The sequence below is a fragment of the Pinibacter soli genome (assembly GCF_029961145.1).
Classification (GTDB): Bacteria; Bacteroidota; Bacteroidia; order Chitinophagales; family Chitinophagaceae; genus Pinibacter; species Pinibacter soli.
The window spans coordinates 1,427,368-1,448,422 of record NZ_JASBRG010000007.1 but is presented as its reverse complement, the minus strand read 5'-3'; the positions used below and the strand labels follow the sequence as shown (position 1 = coordinate 1,448,422).

At 41.4% G+C, this 21,055-nt stretch carries 22 protein-coding genes; 15 read left to right on the top strand and 7 right to left on the bottom strand.

Features of this window, described 5'->3' with window-relative positions:
* Window positions 1-69 precede the first annotated feature (69 nt).
* The gene (locus QJ048_RS16445) at window positions 70-1,242 is read left to right on the top strand and encodes a helix-turn-helix domain-containing protein (protein WP_282335491.1); all 1,173 of its coding nucleotides are present in this window, start codon (window positions 70-72) and stop codon (window positions 1,240-1,242) included.
* 101 nt (window positions 1,243-1,343) lie between these two features.
* On the opposite strand, the gene QJ048_RS16440 is transcribed toward QJ048_RS16445, so the two are convergent.
* The 4 genes from QJ048_RS16440 to QJ048_RS16425 form a co-directional block, all read right to left on the bottom strand.
* A complete protein-coding gene (locus tag QJ048_RS16440; protein WP_282335490.1) occupies window positions 1,344-1,904 on the bottom strand; it encodes an HNH endonuclease in 561 nt (186 codons plus the stop codon).
* Window positions 1,905-2,537: 633 nt separating this feature from the next.
* Window positions 2,538-2,789 carry a helix-turn-helix domain-containing protein gene (locus QJ048_RS16435; protein WP_282335489.1) on the bottom strand — a complete coding sequence of 84 codons (252 nt, stop codon included), beginning with the start codon at window positions 2,787-2,789 and terminating at the stop codon, window positions 2,538-2,540.
* Between the two features lie 192 nt (window positions 2,790-2,981).
* Window positions 2,982-3,191 carry a hypothetical protein gene (locus QJ048_RS16430; protein WP_282335488.1) on the bottom strand — a complete coding sequence of 70 codons (210 nt, stop codon included), beginning with the start codon at window positions 3,189-3,191 and terminating at the stop codon, window positions 2,982-2,984.
* Window positions 3,192-3,246: 55 nt separating this feature from the next.
* The gene (locus QJ048_RS16425; RefSeq protein ID WP_282336703.1) at window positions 3,247-3,429 is read right to left on the bottom strand and encodes a helix-turn-helix transcriptional regulator; all 183 of its coding nucleotides are present in this window, start codon (window positions 3,427-3,429) and stop codon (window positions 3,247-3,249) included.
* Window positions 3,430-3,813: 384 nt separating this feature from the next.
* Here QJ048_RS16425 and QJ048_RS16420 point away from each other — a divergent pair, with 384 nt between their 5' ends.
* The 5 genes from QJ048_RS16420 to QJ048_RS16400 all read left to right on the top strand — a co-directional run bounded on the left by QJ048_RS16420 (window position 3,814) and on the right by QJ048_RS16400 (window position 11,884).
* On the top strand, window positions 3,814-4,389 hold the full coding sequence (locus QJ048_RS16420; RefSeq protein WP_282335487.1) for an RNA polymerase sigma factor: 576 nt from the start codon (window positions 3,814-3,816) through the stop codon (window positions 4,387-4,389).
* A gap of 126 nt (window positions 4,390-4,515) precedes the next feature.
* Window positions 4,516-5,694, top strand: coding sequence for a FecR family protein (locus QJ048_RS16415; protein WP_282335486.1), 1,179 nt, complete (start codon window positions 4,516-4,518; stop codon window positions 5,692-5,694).
* Between the two features lie 159 nt (window positions 5,695-5,853).
* Complete coding sequence (locus QJ048_RS16410; protein WP_282335485.1) at window positions 5,854-9,147, top strand: SusC/RagA family TonB-linked outer membrane protein; 3,294 nt, start codon at window positions 5,854-5,856, stop codon at window positions 9,145-9,147.
* Between the two features lie 9 nt (window positions 9,148-9,156).
* The gene (locus QJ048_RS16405; RefSeq protein ID WP_282335484.1) at window positions 9,157-10,524 is read left to right on the top strand and encodes a RagB/SusD family nutrient uptake outer membrane protein; all 1,368 of its coding nucleotides are present in this window, start codon (window positions 9,157-9,159) and stop codon (window positions 10,522-10,524) included.
* Between the two features lie 37 nt (window positions 10,525-10,561).
* On the top strand, window positions 10,562-11,884 hold the full coding sequence (locus QJ048_RS16400; RefSeq protein WP_282335483.1) for a TlpA family protein disulfide reductase: 1,323 nt from the start codon (window positions 10,562-10,564) through the stop codon (window positions 11,882-11,884).
* Between the two features lie 83 nt (window positions 11,885-11,967).
* On the opposite strand, the gene QJ048_RS16395 is transcribed toward QJ048_RS16400, so the two are convergent.
* The 3 genes from QJ048_RS16395 to QJ048_RS16385 form a co-directional block, all read right to left on the bottom strand.
* Window positions 11,968-12,258 (bottom strand): hypothetical protein, encoded by a 291-nt coding sequence (locus QJ048_RS16395; protein WP_282335482.1) that lies wholly within the window; start codon window positions 12,256-12,258, stop codon window positions 11,968-11,970.
* 33 nt (window positions 12,259-12,291) lie between these two features.
* On the bottom strand, window positions 12,292-12,738 hold the full coding sequence (locus tag QJ048_RS16390; RefSeq protein ID WP_282335481.1) for a MauE/DoxX family redox-associated membrane protein: 447 nt from the start codon (window positions 12,736-12,738) through the stop codon (window positions 12,292-12,294).
* Window positions 12,739-12,869: 131 nt separating this feature from the next.
* Window positions 12,870-13,841 (bottom strand): AraC family transcriptional regulator, encoded by a 972-nt coding sequence (locus QJ048_RS16385; protein WP_282335480.1) that lies wholly within the window; start codon window positions 13,839-13,841, stop codon window positions 12,870-12,872.
* A 477-nt stretch (window positions 13,842-14,318) separates the two neighbouring features.
* Between QJ048_RS16385 and QJ048_RS16380 the strand changes: the two genes are divergently transcribed.
* From QJ048_RS16380 to QJ048_RS16340, 9 genes are all read left to right on the top strand, one after another.
* Window positions 14,319-15,059 carry an RteC domain-containing protein gene (locus tag QJ048_RS16380; protein ID WP_282335479.1) on the top strand — a complete coding sequence of 247 codons (741 nt, stop codon included), beginning with the start codon at window positions 14,319-14,321 and terminating at the stop codon, window positions 15,057-15,059.
* Window positions 15,060-15,220: 161 nt separating this feature from the next.
* Window positions 15,221-15,403, top strand: a complete 183-nt coding sequence (locus tag QJ048_RS16375; protein ID WP_282335478.1) for a hypothetical protein — start codon at window positions 15,221-15,223, stop codon at window positions 15,401-15,403.
* Between the two features lie 116 nt (window positions 15,404-15,519).
* Entirely contained in the window at window positions 15,520-15,855 is a 336-nt protein-coding gene (locus QJ048_RS16370) for a DUF4134 domain-containing protein (protein ID WP_425607792.1), read from the top strand.
* A gap of 9 nt (window positions 15,856-15,864) precedes the next feature.
* Entirely contained in the window at window positions 15,865-16,185 is a 321-nt protein-coding gene (locus QJ048_RS16365; protein WP_282335477.1) for a DUF4133 domain-containing protein, read from the top strand.
* Window positions 16,185-18,632, top strand: coding sequence for a TraG family conjugative transposon ATPase (locus QJ048_RS16360; RefSeq protein WP_282335476.1), 2,448 nt, complete (start codon window positions 16,185-16,187; stop codon window positions 18,630-18,632). Before QJ048_RS16365 ends, QJ048_RS16360 begins: the two co-directional genes overlap by 1 nt.
* Before the next feature lie 34 nt (window positions 18,633-18,666).
* Entirely contained in the window at window positions 18,667-19,056 is a 390-nt protein-coding gene (locus tag QJ048_RS16355; RefSeq protein WP_282335475.1) for a hypothetical protein, read from the top strand.
* A gap of 9 nt (window positions 19,057-19,065) precedes the next feature.
* The gene (locus QJ048_RS16350) at window positions 19,066-19,740 is read left to right on the top strand and encodes a conjugal transfer protein TraI (RefSeq protein ID WP_282335474.1); all 675 of its coding nucleotides are present in this window, start codon (window positions 19,066-19,068) and stop codon (window positions 19,738-19,740) included.
* Window positions 19,741-19,763: 23 nt separating this feature from the next.
* Entirely contained in the window at window positions 19,764-20,378 is a 615-nt protein-coding gene (locus QJ048_RS16345) for a hypothetical protein (protein WP_282335473.1), read from the top strand.
* A 26-nt stretch (window positions 20,379-20,404) separates the two neighbouring features.
* Window positions 20,405-21,037, top strand: coding sequence for a TerB family tellurite resistance protein (locus QJ048_RS16340; protein ID WP_282335472.1), 633 nt, complete (start codon window positions 20,405-20,407; stop codon window positions 21,035-21,037).
* Window positions 21,038-21,055: the final 18 nt, after the last annotated feature.

Below are 21,055 nucleotides of genomic sequence, written 5' to 3'. Positions count from 1 at the left end.
CGAGGCTCAAAACGATGGTAATGGGTTGCAAAAGTATTGATAAATAAAAGTAAATAAAAATTAGAACAGTTGTCGGTTGAGAACATTGTAAGCAAAAGTGGTATTAATGAAGGTGGCAAGCACATGGCTATACGGAAGAAATTAATAACGACTCAACGTTTGCTATCACAAAGTCTCAAAGATTTTTACGCAAAAATGAACTTTCCTGCTATGCTTATGGTTAAGGTATGTCACATGAGAGAAATAGTAGCTGACTGGGGCGTGGATAGGCCTCATTTCAAGAAGTTCTATAATACGATGTTGAATGCACTCGGGGAAGGTGTAGTGTTAAACAAAGATAGCATACAAATTGATAATCCACTTGCCAAAGGCAATGTTGATTTTTTTCCATTCAGCAACGGGATTGCGTTGGTGCGAATAAGTCTTTTCTTTACGGAAGCCGTCAATTTTAAGCGACTACTTGAAGCTGGACCGGAGTATTATGCGTGTTTATTCTCTTTGAAAGAAGGTGTTGATATGCACGTTTTTGACGACGCTGATGACCACGAAATGCATGGTATGGGTCTGTCTGCTAAGCACTCTGTGCTTTATTTTTCATCAGATGTTCAAAGCCTGTTTAGGGTGACACCTGACGAGGAAACAAAAATTGTGATTTTGGTTTTTACAAGTGGTGCTCTTCATAATATTTTTCCTTTTTCCGCTAATAGCGAATCTTCGGGTTTTCGTGTTGGTCACTCTTTAAAAGGATATTCAAGCAAAAATGCAGATATGGTTGAGAAAGTAACCGACATATTTGATCATGTATCTGTAGAACATATTCAGTCCTTGTATTTGCAGGGGGCTGTTTATCAATTGCTCGCAGTTTTATTTCTGAAAATGGAAGAGGATCGCAAATTACTTATGCAATCTACAGGAGTAATAGAGGTCGCGAGAATGATCCAAATAAGAAATTTATTGATTGCAGATTTTTCAAGTGATTGTCCGCTGCTGGAAGAAATGGCGAAAAAGGCTCAAATGAGCCCTACTAAATTTAAGACCCTTTTTAAGAAGTTATTTAACTTGCCATATTATCAATATTATCAGCGCTATCGGCTGCATGGGGCTCGCCACGCTATAATTTTGGGCAAATCAATTGGCGAAACAGCCTATGAATTTAGTTTTAATTCAATCAGCAATTTTAGCGTAGCATTTAAAAAAATGTTTAAAATATCTCCAAGTCAACTTGAAAGGCCAACCGGATGATTTATCTGCTGTCTCACTTTAAGATTAATGGGAGTAATTCAAATCTTTAACCATACGCAAAAAAGCTGAGTAATGTAGTAAAGTATTAAATAAAACCTGCTTTAGATATGAGCCCAATTTTCACCGCTCTTAATCCTGTACAAAGTCATTTCGGTAACTCCATATTTACCCGCAAGTTGTTTTATAGTAAGTTTTCTGTCTCTGCTGGCAAGAATCGTTTTAATTCTTCTTACTTGAGTAGCGTTTAGTTTAGAGCCTTTGGTTCTATTTGCCTGCACTTTCTTATAAGCAAGTTTTGCAGGGCTCATTTGCTGATGCGCCATCATTTCATCAAGAGTGGCCCAAGCGAGATTGTTTATGGAATTATCTGTTTTGTTGTGATTGATATGTATAACGTATTTGTGTTTGGGTGAAGGCTTCTTAATAAAAAGAGTAGCAAGCTCCCTGTGCACATACAAAGTGCCGTTGCTTTCTAGTCGATGTAAATTGAGGGTCTTATATCCTGTTGTTAGAGAGCCTCCAAGTACTCTGCCGTCTTCCTCCAGCTTGTTTGTATAGCTGGCAATACGGCCGTGAGAGGAAAGTGCATATTTTCTACGTAACAATTTCCAGCCTGTAAATTGTAAAGACTTCCATTCTTCTCCGGGAAGTAGCTTGATCATCACCGATGTTTTTAAGTTAAAAGATAAAGGCGAAGATGAGGCATGTGGTATTTAATTTGTTGTCAAAAGGGACAAAATAAACATTGAAGATAATTTAAGTAACGACGTTTTAGCTCTTTCTGAGTTCACATCATTGCTTTTTGTTTGTATTGTTTCTCCACAAAATTATTATGAACTTTTCGATAGCTCAGGGAACTCAAGAAGTAAATTTATCAGATCTTTCAGCCGTGTGTATAGTGACATATTTTACTGCACACATGGGAAATGAAGGTGAACCGGATTGTTGTGGAAGGTCTTTCCAAGTTTCACAAGGAAGGTCGATTATATCTCTGTTCAAATATGGATAGGAAATTCCTTTACTGCCTTTTGAACCTCTGCAATAACTAATCGTGTCATGTAACATAAAATCGCGTTGATATAGCGCAATGTTTTGTAAAAGATATAATGGAAGACTTGGCTTGTCCTTTGGGACGAAATATTTAGATATGAATTAATATCTATAACTATTCACAAAGTTAAACAAAAACCCTTTGATTGGCGACTGATCTTCTTGGTTTAAAGACTACCGACAATGGGTAGTCTCTTTGTATGACTTGTTATTCCATTAAATTGCTGATTAAAGTTCCTTTGATGTTATAGTGGTTTATCGGGTAGAAACTCTCTGGGAGAACATTTGAAAACTTTTGCCAGTTCATTCAAATGTTGATTGTTGTATTTTGCTCTGCTGCTTGGGCTTTCGACCTGCCCTATAAACCCTGTAGAAAGATTTAAATGAATGGCAACATCTTCTTGTGTATATCCTTCAAGTAGTCTTTTGTTAATGACTTGGGTGATTATATACCAGTTGTATTTTACTTTTTTGAATTTTGTATCCCATTTCTTCACAAGCGCGGGATAATGGTTGTGTTCTCCCGAAAAACGTAGCTAGGATTCTAAACTGGCTATGAAAATTTTACTTATTTTTTGCGTTTAGTTGCATTTTTTGCTTTTTCAATCTCGGACATATAAGTTATTACAGATTCATCAGAAATCTTCTCGATACCCTGGAGAAATTTATGAAGTGGTATTCCTAGCCCTTCAGATAATGCTAGGAGCGGTTGTGAATTGTGGGTCTTTTTTGCCAGATGAGATTCTCTGTACGATTGCGTACTCTAGCCCGGAAGATGCCGCCAATTTTCTCAAACTATTTATTGAGTTAACTTTTCCACCGCTTTTATTTTCGGCAATAATGTTAGAAAGACATAGAGCCAACTTATATTTTGCAATGTTCTTTTCTTTAGTATCCATGGAGTTGAAGTTTCCAGCAACAAAGAACTCAAGATTGCTGTCATCACTGATGTACTTATAACGGTTTTTCAGGAAGGAGATCCCTTGGCGAGCATTTGAAAATTTTGGCTAATTCATTAAGGTGTTTGATATTGTATTTGTCCCGATAATTTGGGTTCTCAATGTTGCCAATAAATCCCTCTGATACATCTAAGAGTCGCGCCAAGTGTGCTTGACTCATATTTCTCTCCATTCTCATTTCCTTCACTTTGTCAATTACAAATTTTTCTATTGGTGTTAGCTCAATCATCAAACGAAGCAACCTGATTATAGAAAATTTGCCACACAGACATGTCTGTGTGATTTGTTTTATTTCGTATATTCGTATTTGTAGAAATAGCTATTCACATAATTTCGCGATTCTTCATAAACTAATTTGAAGCATTCGCTTTGAGTCTCGATTTTGAAACCTAGGAAATTTCATGCACACGAGACGATAAGTAGAATGCCCACGCTACGGCGTGGGCTCTCTTATTCGTGTGCGGGTTCTCCTAGGTACCCAAAATCGGTAAGTTGAGTTCCGCGCCATTTTTTATTCCTGCGACAGCACTTACAGGACTCATGATTTTTAAACCTGCTAATTATGAGTCCGCTTCAAAACAAAACCGACCCGGAACACTTACTGGCCCTACAACAAGATAATGAAAGTGCCCTGCAATATTTTTTCAACCAATACTATGACGCTTTGGTATATTTCGCATTCGACATCACCAAGGACATCGCTGTCGCTGAAGAAATTTCTTCCGATGCCTTTCTAAAGCTTTGGCACCACCGGGATCAATTCTTTAAAGTGACTTCTCTAAAAGCTTATCTATACAGGGTGGTAAAAAATGCCTCCATTGATTTTAACCGCGTCAACAAAGTGGCGCAGAAAAATGAGCATGGCTATCAATACCTTACCGAACCCACTGAAAAAGCGATCGAGGAAAAAATAATTGCGGCCGAAACGTATGCACTGGTGCTTGCGGCCCTGGAAGCCATGCCAGCAGGCTATCAGAAAGTCTTTCGAGGAATTTATCTTGAGGGTAAATCCTACGAGGAGCTGGCCCAGGAAATGGATACCAACACCGTCAATATCAGGAATCAAAAATTCAAAGCCATCCTGTTTCTTCGAAAGAAAATTCCACTTACCATCCTCCTCATGCTGTTTTTTATTTAATAAAAAAAAGTAATCCTCCAGGTTACAACCCAACAATTTTATCGTTTTAATGGTATGCAACTTTTCATCGGTATTTACGTAATTATACCTACAGGAAAAGACATTAAATTATATTAATTTAAGGCGATGAACTACCAATTTCAAGAAACGGAAGAAAGAGCTCAACGAATTGCTTACCTGATAGCTGGGTTTATCAACCGAACCCTGACTACGAGAGAGCATGATGAACTTGATCTGTGGGTAGAGGAAAGCGATGATAATGTTGAACTTTTTGCACAACTAACGGACGAGCGGAATATCAACGAGGCCATGGCATTTATGAAAAGTCTCGACAAAGACAAAGCCTATAAAAAAGTAAGGTCTGAGATCTTTCCGCAACATAAAAGCCGCCGATGGCTGCTTCCCGTATCGGTCGCTGCTATTTTTTTAATTGCCGTTGGCATCGTGTGGCTAATCAGATCGAAGGCAGTCGAGTCAACTCTACCATCAGATGATATAGCAAGTACAACAGACATACAACCCGGATCAGCAAAAGCTATTTTACAACTCGCAAGTGGCAGATCGATTGAACTTGGAAAACAGAGCAATGGCACCATAGCAAAGGAGGGCAGTGTAGCGATCAATGCCAGTGAACAAACCTTAACCTATGCGGGGACGGAACAATCAACAACTACCGCATTCAATGTGTTGTCTGTTCCCAAAGGAGGCAAATATAAATTGGTATTATCGGACGGTACGCAGGTATGGATTAACGCCGCTTCTTCTATCAAATACCCGGCTGTATTCAAGGACGGTGAAAGAAAAGTGATGGTAGAAGGGGAAGCTTTTTTTGATGTTGCCAAAGATGAAAAGAAACCATTTATCGTCCAGGTAAACAAGGCTACGATACAGGTGCTCGGTACCAGTTTCAATGTGACCAACTATGGCGACGAGCCAACACAAACAACCGTTCTTGTGTCCGGTAAAATCAAAGTGTTGGCCGCAAACAAACAACAGGAGCTATCGCTCGGACAACAGGCAACTATTGGAACAACCGGTGACATCTCTGTAACTGATGCCAATGTACAGGCCGCCACTGCGTGGAAAGAGGACAAGTTTGTATTCAAAGAACAATCCATTGAGAACATTATGCGACAACTGGCCCGCTGGTACGATGTCAAAGTGGTGTATAAGGGAAATATAAACTATCATTTCAGCGCGAAGATTTCGCGGGATCAACCAATATCTACCATACTGCGCTTGCTTGAAGAAACAAAGCACGTACACTTTACCATACATTCCGACTGGGTAGAAGTCGGTCAATAAAATTAGCATCAACGAAAAACCGCTATCATAGAATCAAACCTCACTGTGAGTAGTTAAGGCACTCCAGCTGTCATTTGAACAAGGGCTGTCGGTATTTACCGGCAAGCACAACCCTTTTGATTTTAAAACTGCATTTCTTTCATTAAAACCAATACAACTATGCATGTGACTGCATCCGGCACGTCATTGCCTACACGCTTATGCCCCCAACGAAGACTACTATTAGTAGCATGGATGGTGATGGGCAGCCTGTTTATGACCGCGCCAAAAATCATGGCGCAAAAGATCTCCCTGTCATTAAAAAAAGTTCCGCTTGAAAAAGTATTCGACCAGATCGAGGAGCAAACGCACTACCAGTTTTTCTATGCGTATGAAGATCTTGCAGGACTGCCGCCAGTAACGATCCGCGCCAAAGAACAAAGCCTTTCCATTATACTCGATGAATGTTTTAAGCATTCAACCCTTACCTACCACATTGATAACGACTATGTGACCATCAAGTCCATCAACCGAAGCTCTGTGCCTGACAGGAAAGACAGCGGCCGATTGCTCAGCGTAACTGGCAGGATCCTGAATGAAAAAGGAGAGGGGTTGCCTGGCGCGACTGTGCAGATAAAAGGAACCCAAACTTTTATCAATACCGATGGTAATGGCTATTTCAGTATTGACCAGGTTGCCAAAGGAGCCGTTCTTGTTATCAGCAGTATCGGTTACCAACCCGAAGAATTTACTGTTCGCGAAGCAACGTTTTCTCATGTGTTGAAAACGGCGGTTACAAGCCTTGACGAGACTGTCGTCATCGCCTACGGCACCACTACCCGACGTCTGAACACCGGTGCTGTAGGCAGGCTTACCGCTAATGATATCGGAAAGCAACCAGTAGCCAATCCTTTAGGCGCACTCGAAGGAAGAATTACCGGCTTGCAGATCAGTCAAACCAATGGCCTACCGGGCTCCAATTTCAAGGTATTGATACGTGGCACCAACTCCATCCAGAGCGGTACGGATCCCTTGTACATCATAGATGGCGTACCTTTTATTAACAACGTGAACAGTTTCACTCAGAGAAGCGGACTCGTTGCGAACAGTCCTTTCAACAATATTGATCCGGCAACGATTGAAAGCATCGAGGTATTGAAAGACGCGGACGCTACTGCCATTTATGGAAGTCGTGGTGCAAATGGCGTCATCCTCATCACCACAAAAAAAGGCAAGGAAAGCGGTACGCATCTGAGCTTCAGTTACACGCAAAATTTTTCTAAAGTCCGCAATGCTTTGCCTTTCATGAATACCCCCACCTATTTGATGATGCGCCGGGAAGCTTTTAAAAATGACAATATCCGACCTACTGAGACCAACGCGCCGGACTTACTGGTTTGGGATACGACGCGATACACCGACTGGAAAAAGATGCTGATCGGCCACACCGCTCATTCAGAAAATGCGCAAGTCCAGTTAAGTGGTGGAAATGCCCACACTAAATTCGGATTTGGACTCGGCTATTTACATGACGGCACTGTGTTTACCGGTAGCTTTTTTGACAAACGCATCAACGGTAATGTATTTGTGTCCCATCTGTCCGACGATAAAAAATTCAATTTTAATCTTACCGCCTCTTATACGGATGAGCAAATGCATTTGCCACAGCAGGATTTAACGGCTTATATTAACCTTCCACCGAACATGTACCTGCCTTACGACTCGAGAGGAAAATTGCAATGGCGTGAAAAACCGGGCTCTATCTCGATCGGCAACCCATTGGCATCGCTCGAACAACCTTATAATACAATCACCGACAGGTTTACTACAACCGGGCTTATCAGCTACCAACTGCTGCCGAAGCTTACTTTTAAGGCGTCGCTTGGATATAACCAGTTTATGTTTAATGAAAAGTCATATTACCCGATTTCATCCCAAGACCCTTCTTACGCGCCGCAGGGAAGCAACTCTATTGGCATCAGTTCCGAAAAGACATGGAACCTGGAACCACAAATTGAATACGCCAATGACCAGGTGGGAAAAAAAGGAAAACTATCCGTATTACTGGGCACCACCTTCCAGGAAAGTATCGACCAGTCGCAGGTGACAGATGGTTCCGGCTATACCAGTGATTTGTTGCTCCAATCAATAAAAGCAGCACCGAGTGTCACCGTTTCAAGTGCGTATAGCCAATACCGGTATAACGCGCTATTTGCCAGGATAAACTACAACTGGGCAGGAAAATACCTGCTCAACGTAACGGGCAGAAGAGACGGCTCCAGCAGGTTTGGGCCAGGCAAGCAATTTGCTAACTTCGGCGCGGTAGGGGCTGCGTGGATATTTTCCGAAGAACGTCTTCTTCAAAACATGTTACCATTCTTGTCATTCGGTAAACTTCGCGGAAGCTATGGCATCACGGGTAACGACAAGATCGGGAACTACCAGTACCTTGATTCGTACGCGGTCACCACTTATCCTTACCAGGGGCTGTCAGCACTCAGGCCCGCAAGACTCTATAATCCTGATTTCAGTTGGGAAAATAACCTCAAGGGAGAGATCGCGGTAGAGCTTGGGTTTTTAAAGAACAGGATCCTGTTGAATGCTGCGTGGTTCAAAAACAAGAGCACCAACCACATCATCCAGTATAGTTTGCCCGGACAAACCGGTGCCAGCAGTATACTCATGAATTTTCCAGGCGTAGTCAGTAACCGTGGTTGGGAGATAGAACTTCAAACCCTTAATATCCGCAAAGGAGGATTTGATTGGAAAACCGCTTTTAACATCAGTATAACGCGTAACCGGCTTGACCAGTTTCCGGGCTTGGCAAGTTCCACTTCCGCGACAAGATATGAAATCGGGCAACCTTTGAATCTCAAACGAGGTTACCAGTTCCTGGGGGTGGATCCTGCTACCGGCGTGTATAAGTTTAATGACCTCAATAAAGATGGCCTGATCAATACCGCGGATTATATTACTATTGGTACGACCGATCCTGTTTTTTATGGTGGCTTACTCAATACTTTTCATTACAAGAACTGGCAACTGGATGTTCATTTACAGTTTACTAAACAGAAGGGGAATGACCCGGTGTATAATTCATTGATAAAACCGGGCACAATGACCAATCAACCGGACCTCCTTCTGCAACGTTGGCAACAGGCCGGAGACTTGCAACCTTATCAACAATATACGCAAACAAGCACCAGTAATGCCGGCAAAGCAACGGCCCTGGTTACTAAATCAAGCGCCACACTGACGGATGCGTCTTTTGTCCGGCTTAAAAATATTGCGTTACAGTATAGCCTCGGCAATACTGTAGTGAGCAGGTTAAAATTAGCCTCCGCTCAACTATTTGTGCAGGCGCAAAATCTTGCCACCATAACGAAATATAAGGGTCTTGATCCGGAGTCTCAAAGTACCCTTACGCTGCCTCCGCTATTTACTGTTGCAGCAGGTATTAAACTAATCTTTTAAAAACAGGCTATGAAAACATATTTAATATTGTTGTTGATAACGCTTATCATTATTGGAGTAGGTTGTAAGAAGTTTGTGACCATTGACCCTCCTGGCGACCAGATCGTCAATCCCAAACCCTTTACTGATGATGGAACTGCCACCTCCACGATCACAGGCATCTACAGTGAAATGATGAATAACCCCCAGCAATTTTCATGTGCTTACACTACACTGCTCGCCGGCATGTATGCAGATGAACTCTATTATTACACGCCCGGCAATTTCGATGAATTTACCACCTGTAATATTTCAGAGGTCAATCACGGGCTTATTGAAAGTGCTTTTTGGCTGCCTGCGTATAAATACATTTATGCCGCCAATCTTGCACTGGAGCAATTGAATGCGACGACCACACTTAGCTCTTCCGTAAAGCGGCGGCTCACCGGCGAGGCGTTGTTTATTCGTGTATTCTGTTACCAGTATCTTGCCGGTCTTTTTGGTGACGTGCCACTGGTCCTGGGATCTGACTACCGCCAAAGCATCTCCCTTCCAAGGACTTCAAGGGAAGATGTCTATGCCCAAATGAATAAAGACATTGCGAAGGCCGTTGATCTATTGCCGGCGAATTTTCCCGAAAGTGATAGGGTAAGACCCAACAAGTGGGCGGCTAAAGCTTTGCAGGCAAGAATTGCACTCGTTTCAAAAGATTATGCTACCGCATCGGCAGCAGCAGGCGAAGTCATCAATAATTCTTTGTTTGTTTTGGAAACAACTGTCAACAATACCTTTCTCAAAGACAGCAAAGAGGCGATCTGGCAATTACAACCGGTGCGCCCGACCTATAACACCACAGAGGGTAACCTTATCTTACCGGCTAACAATAATACACAACCGACATTTGTCGTATCCAGTTATTTGCTGAATGCCTTTGAGGCGGGTGACCAAAGAAAAACAGCCTGGATAGGTCAACGTGTATACAATGGGAATACAATATTCTATCCTTATAAATACAAGATCAGAACTAATCAAACGGTAACTGAAAACTATGTCGTGTTGAGACTGGCAGAAATGTATCTCGTCCGGGCAGAAGCGAATGCACGCCTGGGGCAAATGCAAGATGCATTGAAGGATCTAAATATCATTCGAAAGAGGGCAGGACTATCTAACGCTACAGCGAATGACACGCAAAGCGTATTGCAAGCCATTGAACAGGAAAAAAGAATAGAGCTTTGCTTTGAATGGGGGATGCGTTGGTTCGACCTCCAACGAACCGGTCGGGCTGCTGCGGTTTTAAGCCCTATCAAACCTGGCTGGTCGCAGCATGATACTCTTTGGCCAATCCCCATCTATCAGCTTAACCTTAATCCATTTTTGACCCAGAACCAAGGGTATTAATCACCACTTTTTTTACGTTTAAAATTTATACAACAGTATGAATAAGTTATTTTTTTGCCTATGCCTGATGGTGTTGGTAAGTCCAAGCTATGCTCAAAAAACTACGAAGAACGGGCTTCAAATCGGCGATACTGTTCCCAATGTATTTTTCGGCGAAACCTTACAAGGCGATTTGCCAGTTAAAAGTATGACCGATCTGAAAGGAAAGCTAACCATCCTAGATTTTTGGACAACGGGTTGCGTTGGATGTATTTTAGGTATGCCAGCACTCGACAGCTTGCAGTCAACATTTGGCAACAAGATCCAAACGATCATTGTTTGTAAAAATGAAAGACAGGAGGTTGAAAAAGTTTTTAAGAGGATCAAAAAGCCGTTTCCTAAAACACCGATTGTTTTAGCGGATTCCATTTTAAACGCCTGTTTTCCGCATAGAACCGTGCCCCACCATGTTTGGATAGATGGCAATGGCGTAGTGAAATTCATCACTTATGACCATAACGCGACAGTAGAAAACGTTCGAAAATTCCTACAGGGAGAACACTTACATTTTTCAGTAAGAAAACAGATCCCCGATTTTAATGATAAGGTTATGTTGTATAATGAGGGAGGTGGAAGATGGAACCAGGAGATCAAATTTCATACACTTTTTGCCACTTTTCTCGACGGTGTTGAACATGCAATGCCTCAAATGATTTACGACCCTGTGTCCAATACTCAAACACTTCGGGTAGTCAATTATCAGTATAGCTACTTATTTGGAGTAGCCTACAATGAGTCATTTGGTGACGGATTATATAATCAACCTGCGAGGTGGTTGCTTGAGACTAAAGACTCTGTTGATTTTTTTCAGAAGGAAGTTGAAACAGACAGCTTGATTGATGATTGGAACAAAAAATATATGGCCAGTTATGAGGCAGTGATTCCGGGCAACCATCAAAAACAATTATTCAAAACCATGCAACGGGACCTCAATGCCTATTCTCCTTATGTTGCCCAAGTTGAAAAGAGAAAAGTGAAATGCCTCGTTCTCGTTAATAAAGGAATTCGTCCGACTACATATAAAGGGAAGGATTCTGTTTTTGTAGAAGAAGCTGATAAATCATGTGTTGTCAGGAATTATACCATCCGGAATTCTGTACTGGCTGCATTAACAACACATAATTATTTCTTGAGAATACCCATTTTAGACGAAACAAATTTTACCAAAAAAACCGATGTACATTTTTCTAATTCGCTCGATAACCTATCAGATCCTACACAACTTAAGCGCGTGCAGGAAGAATTGCGGGTGAACGGTTTAGGATTGGAATATGGATATAGAACCCTTGATATGCTGGTCGTTCGGGACAAGCACGAATAATGCAAATGGGCTGCAGTACTACCAATGTGCATAGAAAAACTTACCTATGATGTAGCTGGTTTTCCTGCAACCCATTTTTCATCCTAGTTCCTGGTCACAATTGTAAAAGCCTGGGTTAAATCTGGTAAACCAGTGCCATCGTCTTGTGCGATAACGCCACACCTGTGCGAATTGCCATCCGGGCAGTCCAGGTCATCTGTTCCATCATGACCGGTCAGGGTATAATAATTCGGATCGCTGGCATGGCTGTCATTCGGATAGGCCGTGTACGTGAAATTTTTCGTGATGGTAGGGTGTTTTGAAGTCTTTACTGTAAAAGAATTCAACGTGATTGCTGTTACGAGGGCAATAAAACCCAGAAGGTACTTTTTCATAATTAAAAGTTAGGTTTAAAAAAATGGTGCCTACTATGTCACAGGTGTTTGGCTTCTCCTGATTGCAATATTGTTATTCGTATCACTAGTTTCGCGCATACTGTACCAACCGTACAAAGCGAGACCAATGAAGATGATATTAAAAAGTATATGTTGCTTCCATGACAAACTGCTTATAATGCCTCCGCAGGTACAAGGCAGGGATGAAGAAAATAGCAGCATGCATACAATGTAAATAGTGAAAACGGTTAGTAACACAGCAGAACATAGCAAGCCAATCTTTCTTAGTAATGGAAAGAGTAGCAAACAAACAATCGCCAACTCTGTGATGGGCACTGACCATGACACAAATATTGCAACAGGGCGTAAGAGCGCTGAGTTGTGTAATGTGTTTAGAAAAGTACCATGTCCTATAAATTTTTGGAAAGCTGTATACGCAAATAACAGGATAAGCAATGCAGCAATAATTTCGGATTTCATATTTCGCATATAGGTTAAGGTTAAAAGTGGTCAAACGAACTTGCTGATGTAAAGTTTGTAAATCTTATGATAGCTTTTCAGGCAAAGTGTTTTGCAACTGGTAGAAAAAGTTATTCAATTGGTTGGACGGATCACTTTCTAAGTGACCCCGGTGTATAGTTGAAGTGTCTGTTAAACGCGTTCGCGAAACTTGATTGCCTTGAATAACCGACTATCCTAGCGATTTCTTTGAGCGGCTTGTCTGTTTCGACGAGGAGTCGCTTTGCAGTGTTGAGCCTGGCATCGATCAGGCACTCGAAGGGTGCTATACCAAAAAGCTCTTTAAACCCTGTTTTAAAAAAATACGAACTCAGGTGTACTTTTTTTGCCAGTTCTTTATTGGAATAGTGTTTCGTTAGATCGGCCAGTATGATCCGGCGCGCTTCATGTAAAGCATCTTGTTGATAACTTGCCACCGTTGTGGTTCTGGCCGGTTCTTTATACATCTCTGCCAATTGTAAAAAGAAAATGTCATCAACATTATTGTCGATGAATTTCTCGCGCCAGGTTCCCTCGTAGGGACAATGGAGAATATCGTAAATGTCATCCAGTATTTTACGTGGCGCATGCCTGGGTGTTTTGGTAATAAGGGTCATTTGATCCTCTCTTAATTTAGAATAGGTTTTTTTAAAGGAAGCAAAATTGTTCAAATACTCATCAATGAAAGTGGGAGCATAGGATGAACCAAACGCGAAATATTTTCTGCCTTTCTCGAATAAAAAAGTTACTTCACGTGAAGGATTTTGTAGCAACATAAAATGTCCCTGGCGCAATTTTACGTGTGCTGTACGATCAATATACGCATTCACATCTTCGTTCAGTACGATGTATGACTGGAAAACAAATCCTGAAATGTGCAGGGTGATTTTTGTCTTACTATTAAACTGGTAGTCGGCAAAAAAGATCGTGTAGTTTGATGAAACAATTTGCTGGATAAGGATCTGGCCTGCTTCTCCACTATAAGAATAGGGTTCACTTCCGGCGATGATATAGCTTTTGAACCCTTTCGGAAGCAGCGGTTGTAGTAATATCTGGCCATATACATCTGAATACAGTTCGATCATAAGGGATAAGGTTATCTTCTACAAAACAGGAATATACAAAAATCTTAAGCGGTCTGAAAGCGGACTAATACGCCTTCGATAATTTTTCGTCGTTGCAAGTGCGATTGGTTACCGGTTCGTGGTATTGTTCAGGATGTTGAATAATTAAAGTGGATTACAATGCCTGTATCTATGCGTGAAATGCCTGATATCAAGCAACGCCCGGATTAGAAGCCCGCACATTTTCTGCCACTTGCAAACATTTTTCTGCTAATCTCGAAACAGTTTCCGTTCTACTACGCTTTTAAAACGCTTATAGGAGAATGATCTTTACCCTTAAACTTTACCTATGACCTTCAACAACAAAAAGATTAGTATGCTCCCTTTTGCAAAAAGCTCTATAACGAATTAGAAGCGGCTTTAGAAAAGATCGCAGGAGAAGAGGACGACAGGATATTGCCGCTGGCGGAGCGATCTATCCAGGTCGCTAAAAGCGTTATGGAGCAATTACGAAAAGATGTCGCTGCCTATGTATTCACTACACAGGAGGAGGAAATACATTTTTTTAAAGACGAGAAACCTCTCTTCTATAGTAAGCTGATCTATTTTTTAAAAATCTACCGGATTGAAACGAGACGTCCCACCGGCAGCAATGAAACGCAACAAAAATATCTGCAAAAAGAACTCAGGCGTCTAACGCATTACTTCGAAGAGAATCTCCAGTTTTATCAATATTACCGTTCCGGTTCGACCTATCTCGATGAAAAATATTTCCTGCGTGGTCGTGAGGATATTTATCTCACCTTGGATACCTATCATTTTGACGCCGATCCTAATTTCTCTACCAGCCATGATTTCAGGGTCGCGAAGATTCATGCACACGAGTTACTACGGATATACCTGATCGGTGCACTCGAAGATTTGGAAAGAAAGGATGATGTGATAAGGGTACCGGCGTCCACCCGTCAACCACTTGCGTGGACAGCATCAAAAACGGCACTTATTGAGTTACTCTACGCATTACAATCAACCGGTGTTTTTAATAACGGCGCAGCAGATATAAAACTACTCGCTACCTATTTTGAACAGATGTTTTCAATTGATCTCGGCAATTATTACCGGATATTTCAGGAGATCAGGATCCGAAAAGGAAGTCGTGCCGCTTTTCTAGAATCACTTGCAGAAAAGCTCGTTCAAAGAATGGATGACAGCGACGAAAATCCCAAACAATATTTATAAAAACAGTGATCGAAAAGAGGCCAGTAAATACTTGGCTACTTTCCCGTAAGGGATTTTTTGAATAGAAAAAGGAATACCGTATACGGGTCGTAGTGTGAAAGAAGGCTTTTTTCTGATAGCATCTTTGTGTAGCAAAAGCAATCAACTAAAAAAGAAAGAAGATGATTAGCTCATTAATAGACTGGCCTGGTTACTGTAAAATGATGGCGCTGGCACTTGTTCTTTATTACGGTTTTGTCGGAGTGAAATTCTATAAATATGAAATCCTCCACTTGTTCGGGATAAAGAAAGAAACAAACGAAAAGTCGTCACCAGAACCAGGCGACAAAGATCCTGAGGGTTAGGTTGTAGGTTAACACTTTCCGGGAGCTGCCAAAGACGGGAATGAATGGTGTGAGTTAGAAGAGGCAAGCGACCGGAAAGTTTTTGACAAGATTTTTCAAACTTTAAAATAGAGGTTATGTGGAAAGAGAAATGGAGAACAATAAGCAACAATCAAAAAAGGATCATCCTGCTTATTGCACTAGGGATGAGTAATGCTCTACACTCGCTCTACGCGCAAGACGGGGTGGCGGGCATCCAGGAAGCCAATACCAAGGTGCGCGGTTACTTTGATGTAGGATGCAATTTGATGTATGCCGTTGGTGCCATCCTCGGGTTGATCGGGGCCGTTAAGGTGTACCAAAAATGGTCAAACGGGCATCCTGATACTGGGGCGACGGCAGCGGCTTGGTTTGGAAGTTGTGTTTTCTTGGTAGTAGTAGCAACAGTGCTGAAATCATTCTTTGGCATCTAACAACCGCAAATGGCAGCAAGTATCTATACGATCAACAAAGGAGCAAACGCCGACGTAGAATTTAAGGGGTTAAGAGCACAATACATCTGGTATTTGGCAGGAGGGCTATTATGTTTACTGGTGTTGTTTGCCGTGATGTATGTGGTGGGTGTAAATACTTATGTATGCCTTATTATCATTGTTGGTTTAGGAGCACTACTGTTTACACAAGTGTACAGGATGAGTAAAACTTATGGGGCATACGGGCTCATGAAAAGATCGGCGAAGAAAAAAGTGCCCAAAGTGATCAAGTGTAATTCAAGAAGAATGTTTATTAAAAAACAAGAATAATGCAAAAATGGTTCAAGGACATATTTCCAATCATGGATGTAGAGTATGATGCGATCATTAGTAACCAAGGCGACATCAGTATTGTTTATAAATGTACGCTACCGGAGATATTTACGCAGAGTGATGAGAACTATGAAACCTTGCACCAGAGTCTGATCAAGGCCATTAAGGTATTGCCCAAAGACACGGTGCTCCACAAACAGGACTGGTTTATCCGTACCCTATATTCAGCAACTGGGCAAACAGAAGAAGATAGCTTTCTAACTAATAGAAGCGAAAAGTACTTTAATGGTCGGCCATTTTTAGCGCATGATAGTTTTATCATTCTTACAAAAAAAGCAAGCAGTAGAAAACCTGCCAGCTCTATTATTAGTAACCTATTAAGGCCAACGATTGTCCCAGATCAAACCATTAACCCTTTAGCGCTTGACGCATTTGAGGATAGTTGCGGCCAGTTTCAACAAATCCTGCAAAGCGTGGGTATCTTACTTCAAAGGGTAAAGGACGACGAGCTGTTAAGTAATAATAAAAAAGGGGGTTTGATTGAAAGGTATTGCAACCTGTCTGCATCTCATGAAAGTGTTTTTATAAAAGACATACAGTTTAAAGAGGAGTTCAGGATCGGTAGTAACTATCTGCAATTATTTACGCTGGCAGATACCGAACACATGCCAGCTTTGTGCGGTGCTAAAGCAATCTTTGAAAAGTACAGCACAGACAGGACAAAGTTTAGTATTGGGTTTGCCGGTTCGCTGGGGCTACTGCTTCCTTGTGATCATTTGTATAACCAATATATTATGATCGGTGACGCGCAAGCAAGCATCAAGAAACTGGAAAGTAAAAGACTAAGGTTGCAATCGCTTTCCAACTATAGCCGTGAGAATGCTATTGCAAGAGACGCTGTCAATGAATTTTTAAACGAATGCATCAGCCAGTCAAGGTTACCGGTGAGGGCGCATTTTAATATCATGGTTTGGACAGAAAAGAAAGAGGAATTAAAGGACATCCGAAACCAGGTGGCAACAGCACTTGCGCAAATGAATGCTATTGCCAAACAGGAAACGGTAGGGGCCGCACAGATTTGGTGGGCTGGCATACCCGGCAATGCAGCAGATTTTCCAATGAATGATACGTTTGAAACCTTTGCCGAACAGGCTGCTTGTTTTCTCTCGCTTGAGACAAACTTTGAAAGTTGTGATCCAAATGAAGGCATCCGGTTTTGTGACCGCCTTAGCGGTAAGCCGGTATATGTTGATCTTTTTGACGCACCAAGAAAGCAAGGCATCACTTCGAATATGGGGATGCTGGTATGTGGTACGAGTGGTGGCGGGAAAAGTATGACGGTGAACCATATACTGCGGTCAATGCACGACCAGGGATCGCACTCGGTGATCGTGGATATTGGTGGCAGTTATAAAGGACTTTGCGAGTTGGTAAAGGGATATTATTTCACGTATGAAGAAACAAATCCCATTCGCTTCAATCCTTTTTATATCGCCAAAGGAGACTTGTTAGATACTGAAAAAAAGGAAAGTTTGAAGGCGCTACTCGTGGCTTTGTGGAAACAGGAAAACGAAAAGTTCAACCGGAGTGAATACGTGGCATTATCCAACGCACTAAGTGGTTATTATGAGTACCTGCAAAATAATGAAACTGTTTTCCCTTGCTTCAATACGTTTTATGAATACCTGCATGCAGAATATGTAGGTGTGTTAAAGGGGCACAATGTAAAGGACAGCGATTTTGATGTCAGTAATTTTCTATATGTACTCAGGCCTTATTACAAAGGTGGTGAATTTGATTACCTGCTTAACGCCAAAGAAAACTTGGAATTGTTGCATCAACCCTTTGTCGTATTTGAACTCGATGCGATAAAAGATCATCCGATATTATTTCCGGTGGTAACGCTTATCATCATGGAAATGTTCATCTCCAAAATGCGTAAGCTGCCAGGTAAAAGAAAAGTACTGGTGATTGACGAAGCCTGGAAAGCCATTGCCAAATCAGGGATGGCGGAGTTTTTAAAATATGCGTTTAAAACGATTCGGAAATTCAACGGCGTGCCTTGCGTGATCACCCAAGAGTTGGATGACCTGGTAAGTTCACCCATTATCAAAGATGCCATCATCAACAATGCCGATATAAAAATACTCATGGACATGCGCAAGTTCATCAACAAGTTTGACAAGTTGCAGGACGTGCTGGGTTTGTCAGAAAAGGCAAAGACAATTCTTTTGTCCGTAAACAAAGACAACCGGGAGATATTCATTGATCTCGGTGGACAAGTGTCAAAAGTCTATAAGAATGAACTCTGCCCGGAAGAATATTTTGCCTTCACTACTGACGGAAGAGAAAGGGTGAAAGTCCTGGAGTATGCGGAAAGATACGGTAGCATGGAGAAAGGAATTGCTAAACTGGTAGAAGAAATGAAAGCAGGCAGAACATAAACATTTTATTCATTAACCTACAAATAGACTTTCTATGAAATCGATCGTTTTATTGACCATTGCATTAACCTCAATTTTCGGAAGCTGCACCAATTCAACTTCTGATAAAATTCGCGAGTTTATTCCCGGCATGTATGTAAGGCAACTTCACGATGAGTTTACAAATGGTGCAGATACTTTGGTAATCTCAGAACAAGACCTGTCCGGCGGGGTCTATTTTATTGATAACATGACGGGTTATCAGCAACAACTGGACGGAAAAGTATTTCCACCGGAACATAAAGTGGAAAAGAGAACGGGCGTTTATGATCGAAGGACACATCAGTTAATAATTCAAAACACGGGGGATATTCTCACCTTTTTACCAAGGCAAAATAAACTCTTACAGGGAAGAACGGAATACAATAAGGTCAAAGACAAGTAAAGACAACGTATGAAAAAAGTATTCATCACCATTGTGCTTAGTTGCACGCTCATCGTTATGCCTACACAACAGAGCCATGCGTTTATTTGGGAGATTGTAAGACAGGCCATCATTGCAGCTATCAAGGCTGCTGACCTTGCCGTGCAAAGATTGCAGAACAAAACCATTTGGTTGCAATCGGCGCAAAAGAACCTGGAGAATATTTTATCCAAAGTAAAGCTCGACGAAATCACCGACTGGACAAAAAAACATAAAGAACAATATCAGCAATATTTTGACGAACTGAAGCAGGTAAAAGATGCCATTAGTACTTATAAGAAGATCCGGGAAATAATGGAACATCAAAAGCAACTGGTAGATGAATATAAGATCGCGTTTAACCGGTTCAAACAGGACAGGCACTTTACAGCAGATGAGATCAGCTACATGGCAAAAGTCTACACGGGCATCATGGATGAAAGTCTGAACAACCTTGATCAGTTGTTTTTAGTCATCAATGCGTTCAATACGGAAATGACAGATGGCAAGCGGTTGGAAATAATCGGGAGTGTGGCGAAACAGATAGATGACAACCTAAATGATCTCCGGGATTTTAACCAGCAATGCATCCGGTTTAGTTTGCAGCGGAGCAAAGATGAAAATGAATTAAAAACGATGCGACTGTTTTATGGTCTCTCCAATTAGTAAAAAACAGAATTGAACGGTATATGAAAAAAGTAACGGCGATCATACTGATATTGATCTTTGCGACGACGACAAACGCCCAGAACCAGCAGATCAAAGTTTATTTGCAACAGATCGCAGCAAACAAAGCATATATTGAACTTTTGCAAAAGGGTTACCAGATCGTGAAGAAAGGATGGAAGACCATCGGCGATATAAAGCAAGCGCATTTTACCCTGGATAGCGATTTTTTCAAAAGCCTGGAAGCGATCAATCCGAGAGTAAAGAACTATGCAAAAGTTGCCGCTTCACTTGTCTTACTCAACTCGGCAAAAAAGCTAATGCAAAACCTGTCGAATGCGACAAACACCAATGAATTGTTTAGTCCGGATGAAAAGGACTATGTAAGTAAGGTGGCCTCCAATGTTCAAAGCGAATGTGCGATAAAATTTGATGTGCTGCAAACGATGATAACAGCATCGGAATTAAAAATGACCGATGATGAGCGGATAAAAAGAATAGAAGCGGTGTATGAGGTAGCGACGGATGTCTACTCATTTGTCAATGCGTTTATTTCAGATGTGCAAATATTGGCCTTGCAGAAAACAAATGAACAAAGAGAAGTGAACGATTACCGCAAAGCGGCAGATTTGAAATGATATTATACGAACTGAAAATGTGATATATGAAAAGGAAGATCATTCTTTTATGCTGTACGTTTTTGTTAAACCTAGGTTTGATGAAGGCAAGAGCGCAAGCTACTGAACTCGCGCAACTGGCACTCAATATTGAAAAGCTGGCGCAATTCAAACAGATATTATCGGACTTAAAGAAGGGTTATGAAATACTCTCCGGAGGTTACAGAACCATCAAAGACCTGTCGGAAGGAAATTTTAATCTGCACAAGGCATTTTTGGACGGATTGCTTGAAGTGAGCCCGACGGTAAAAAAATACAAGCGGGTAGCTGATATTGTCGAGTGTCAATTGCAATTAGTGAAAGAGTACAAAGCGGCATTCACGAGATTTAAAGATGGCGGCTGGTTCAATGCGGATGAACTTAGCTATATCAGCAACGTATATGATAACCTGTTTTCTCTTTCCTTACAAAACCTGGATGATCTGTTAACAGTTGTTACGGCGGAAAAATTGCGCATGAGTGATGATGAACGATTGAATTCCATTGATAGGATTTTTGAAGACATGCAGGATAAGCTTGTGTTTCTGCGTTCATTCAATGGAAGTACCTCTTTACTTATGGGACAACGAATAAAAGAAAAACGAGAAGTTCAGGGTATGGAAGGTTATTACAAACCTTGAAAAGAATAGGCTAATATT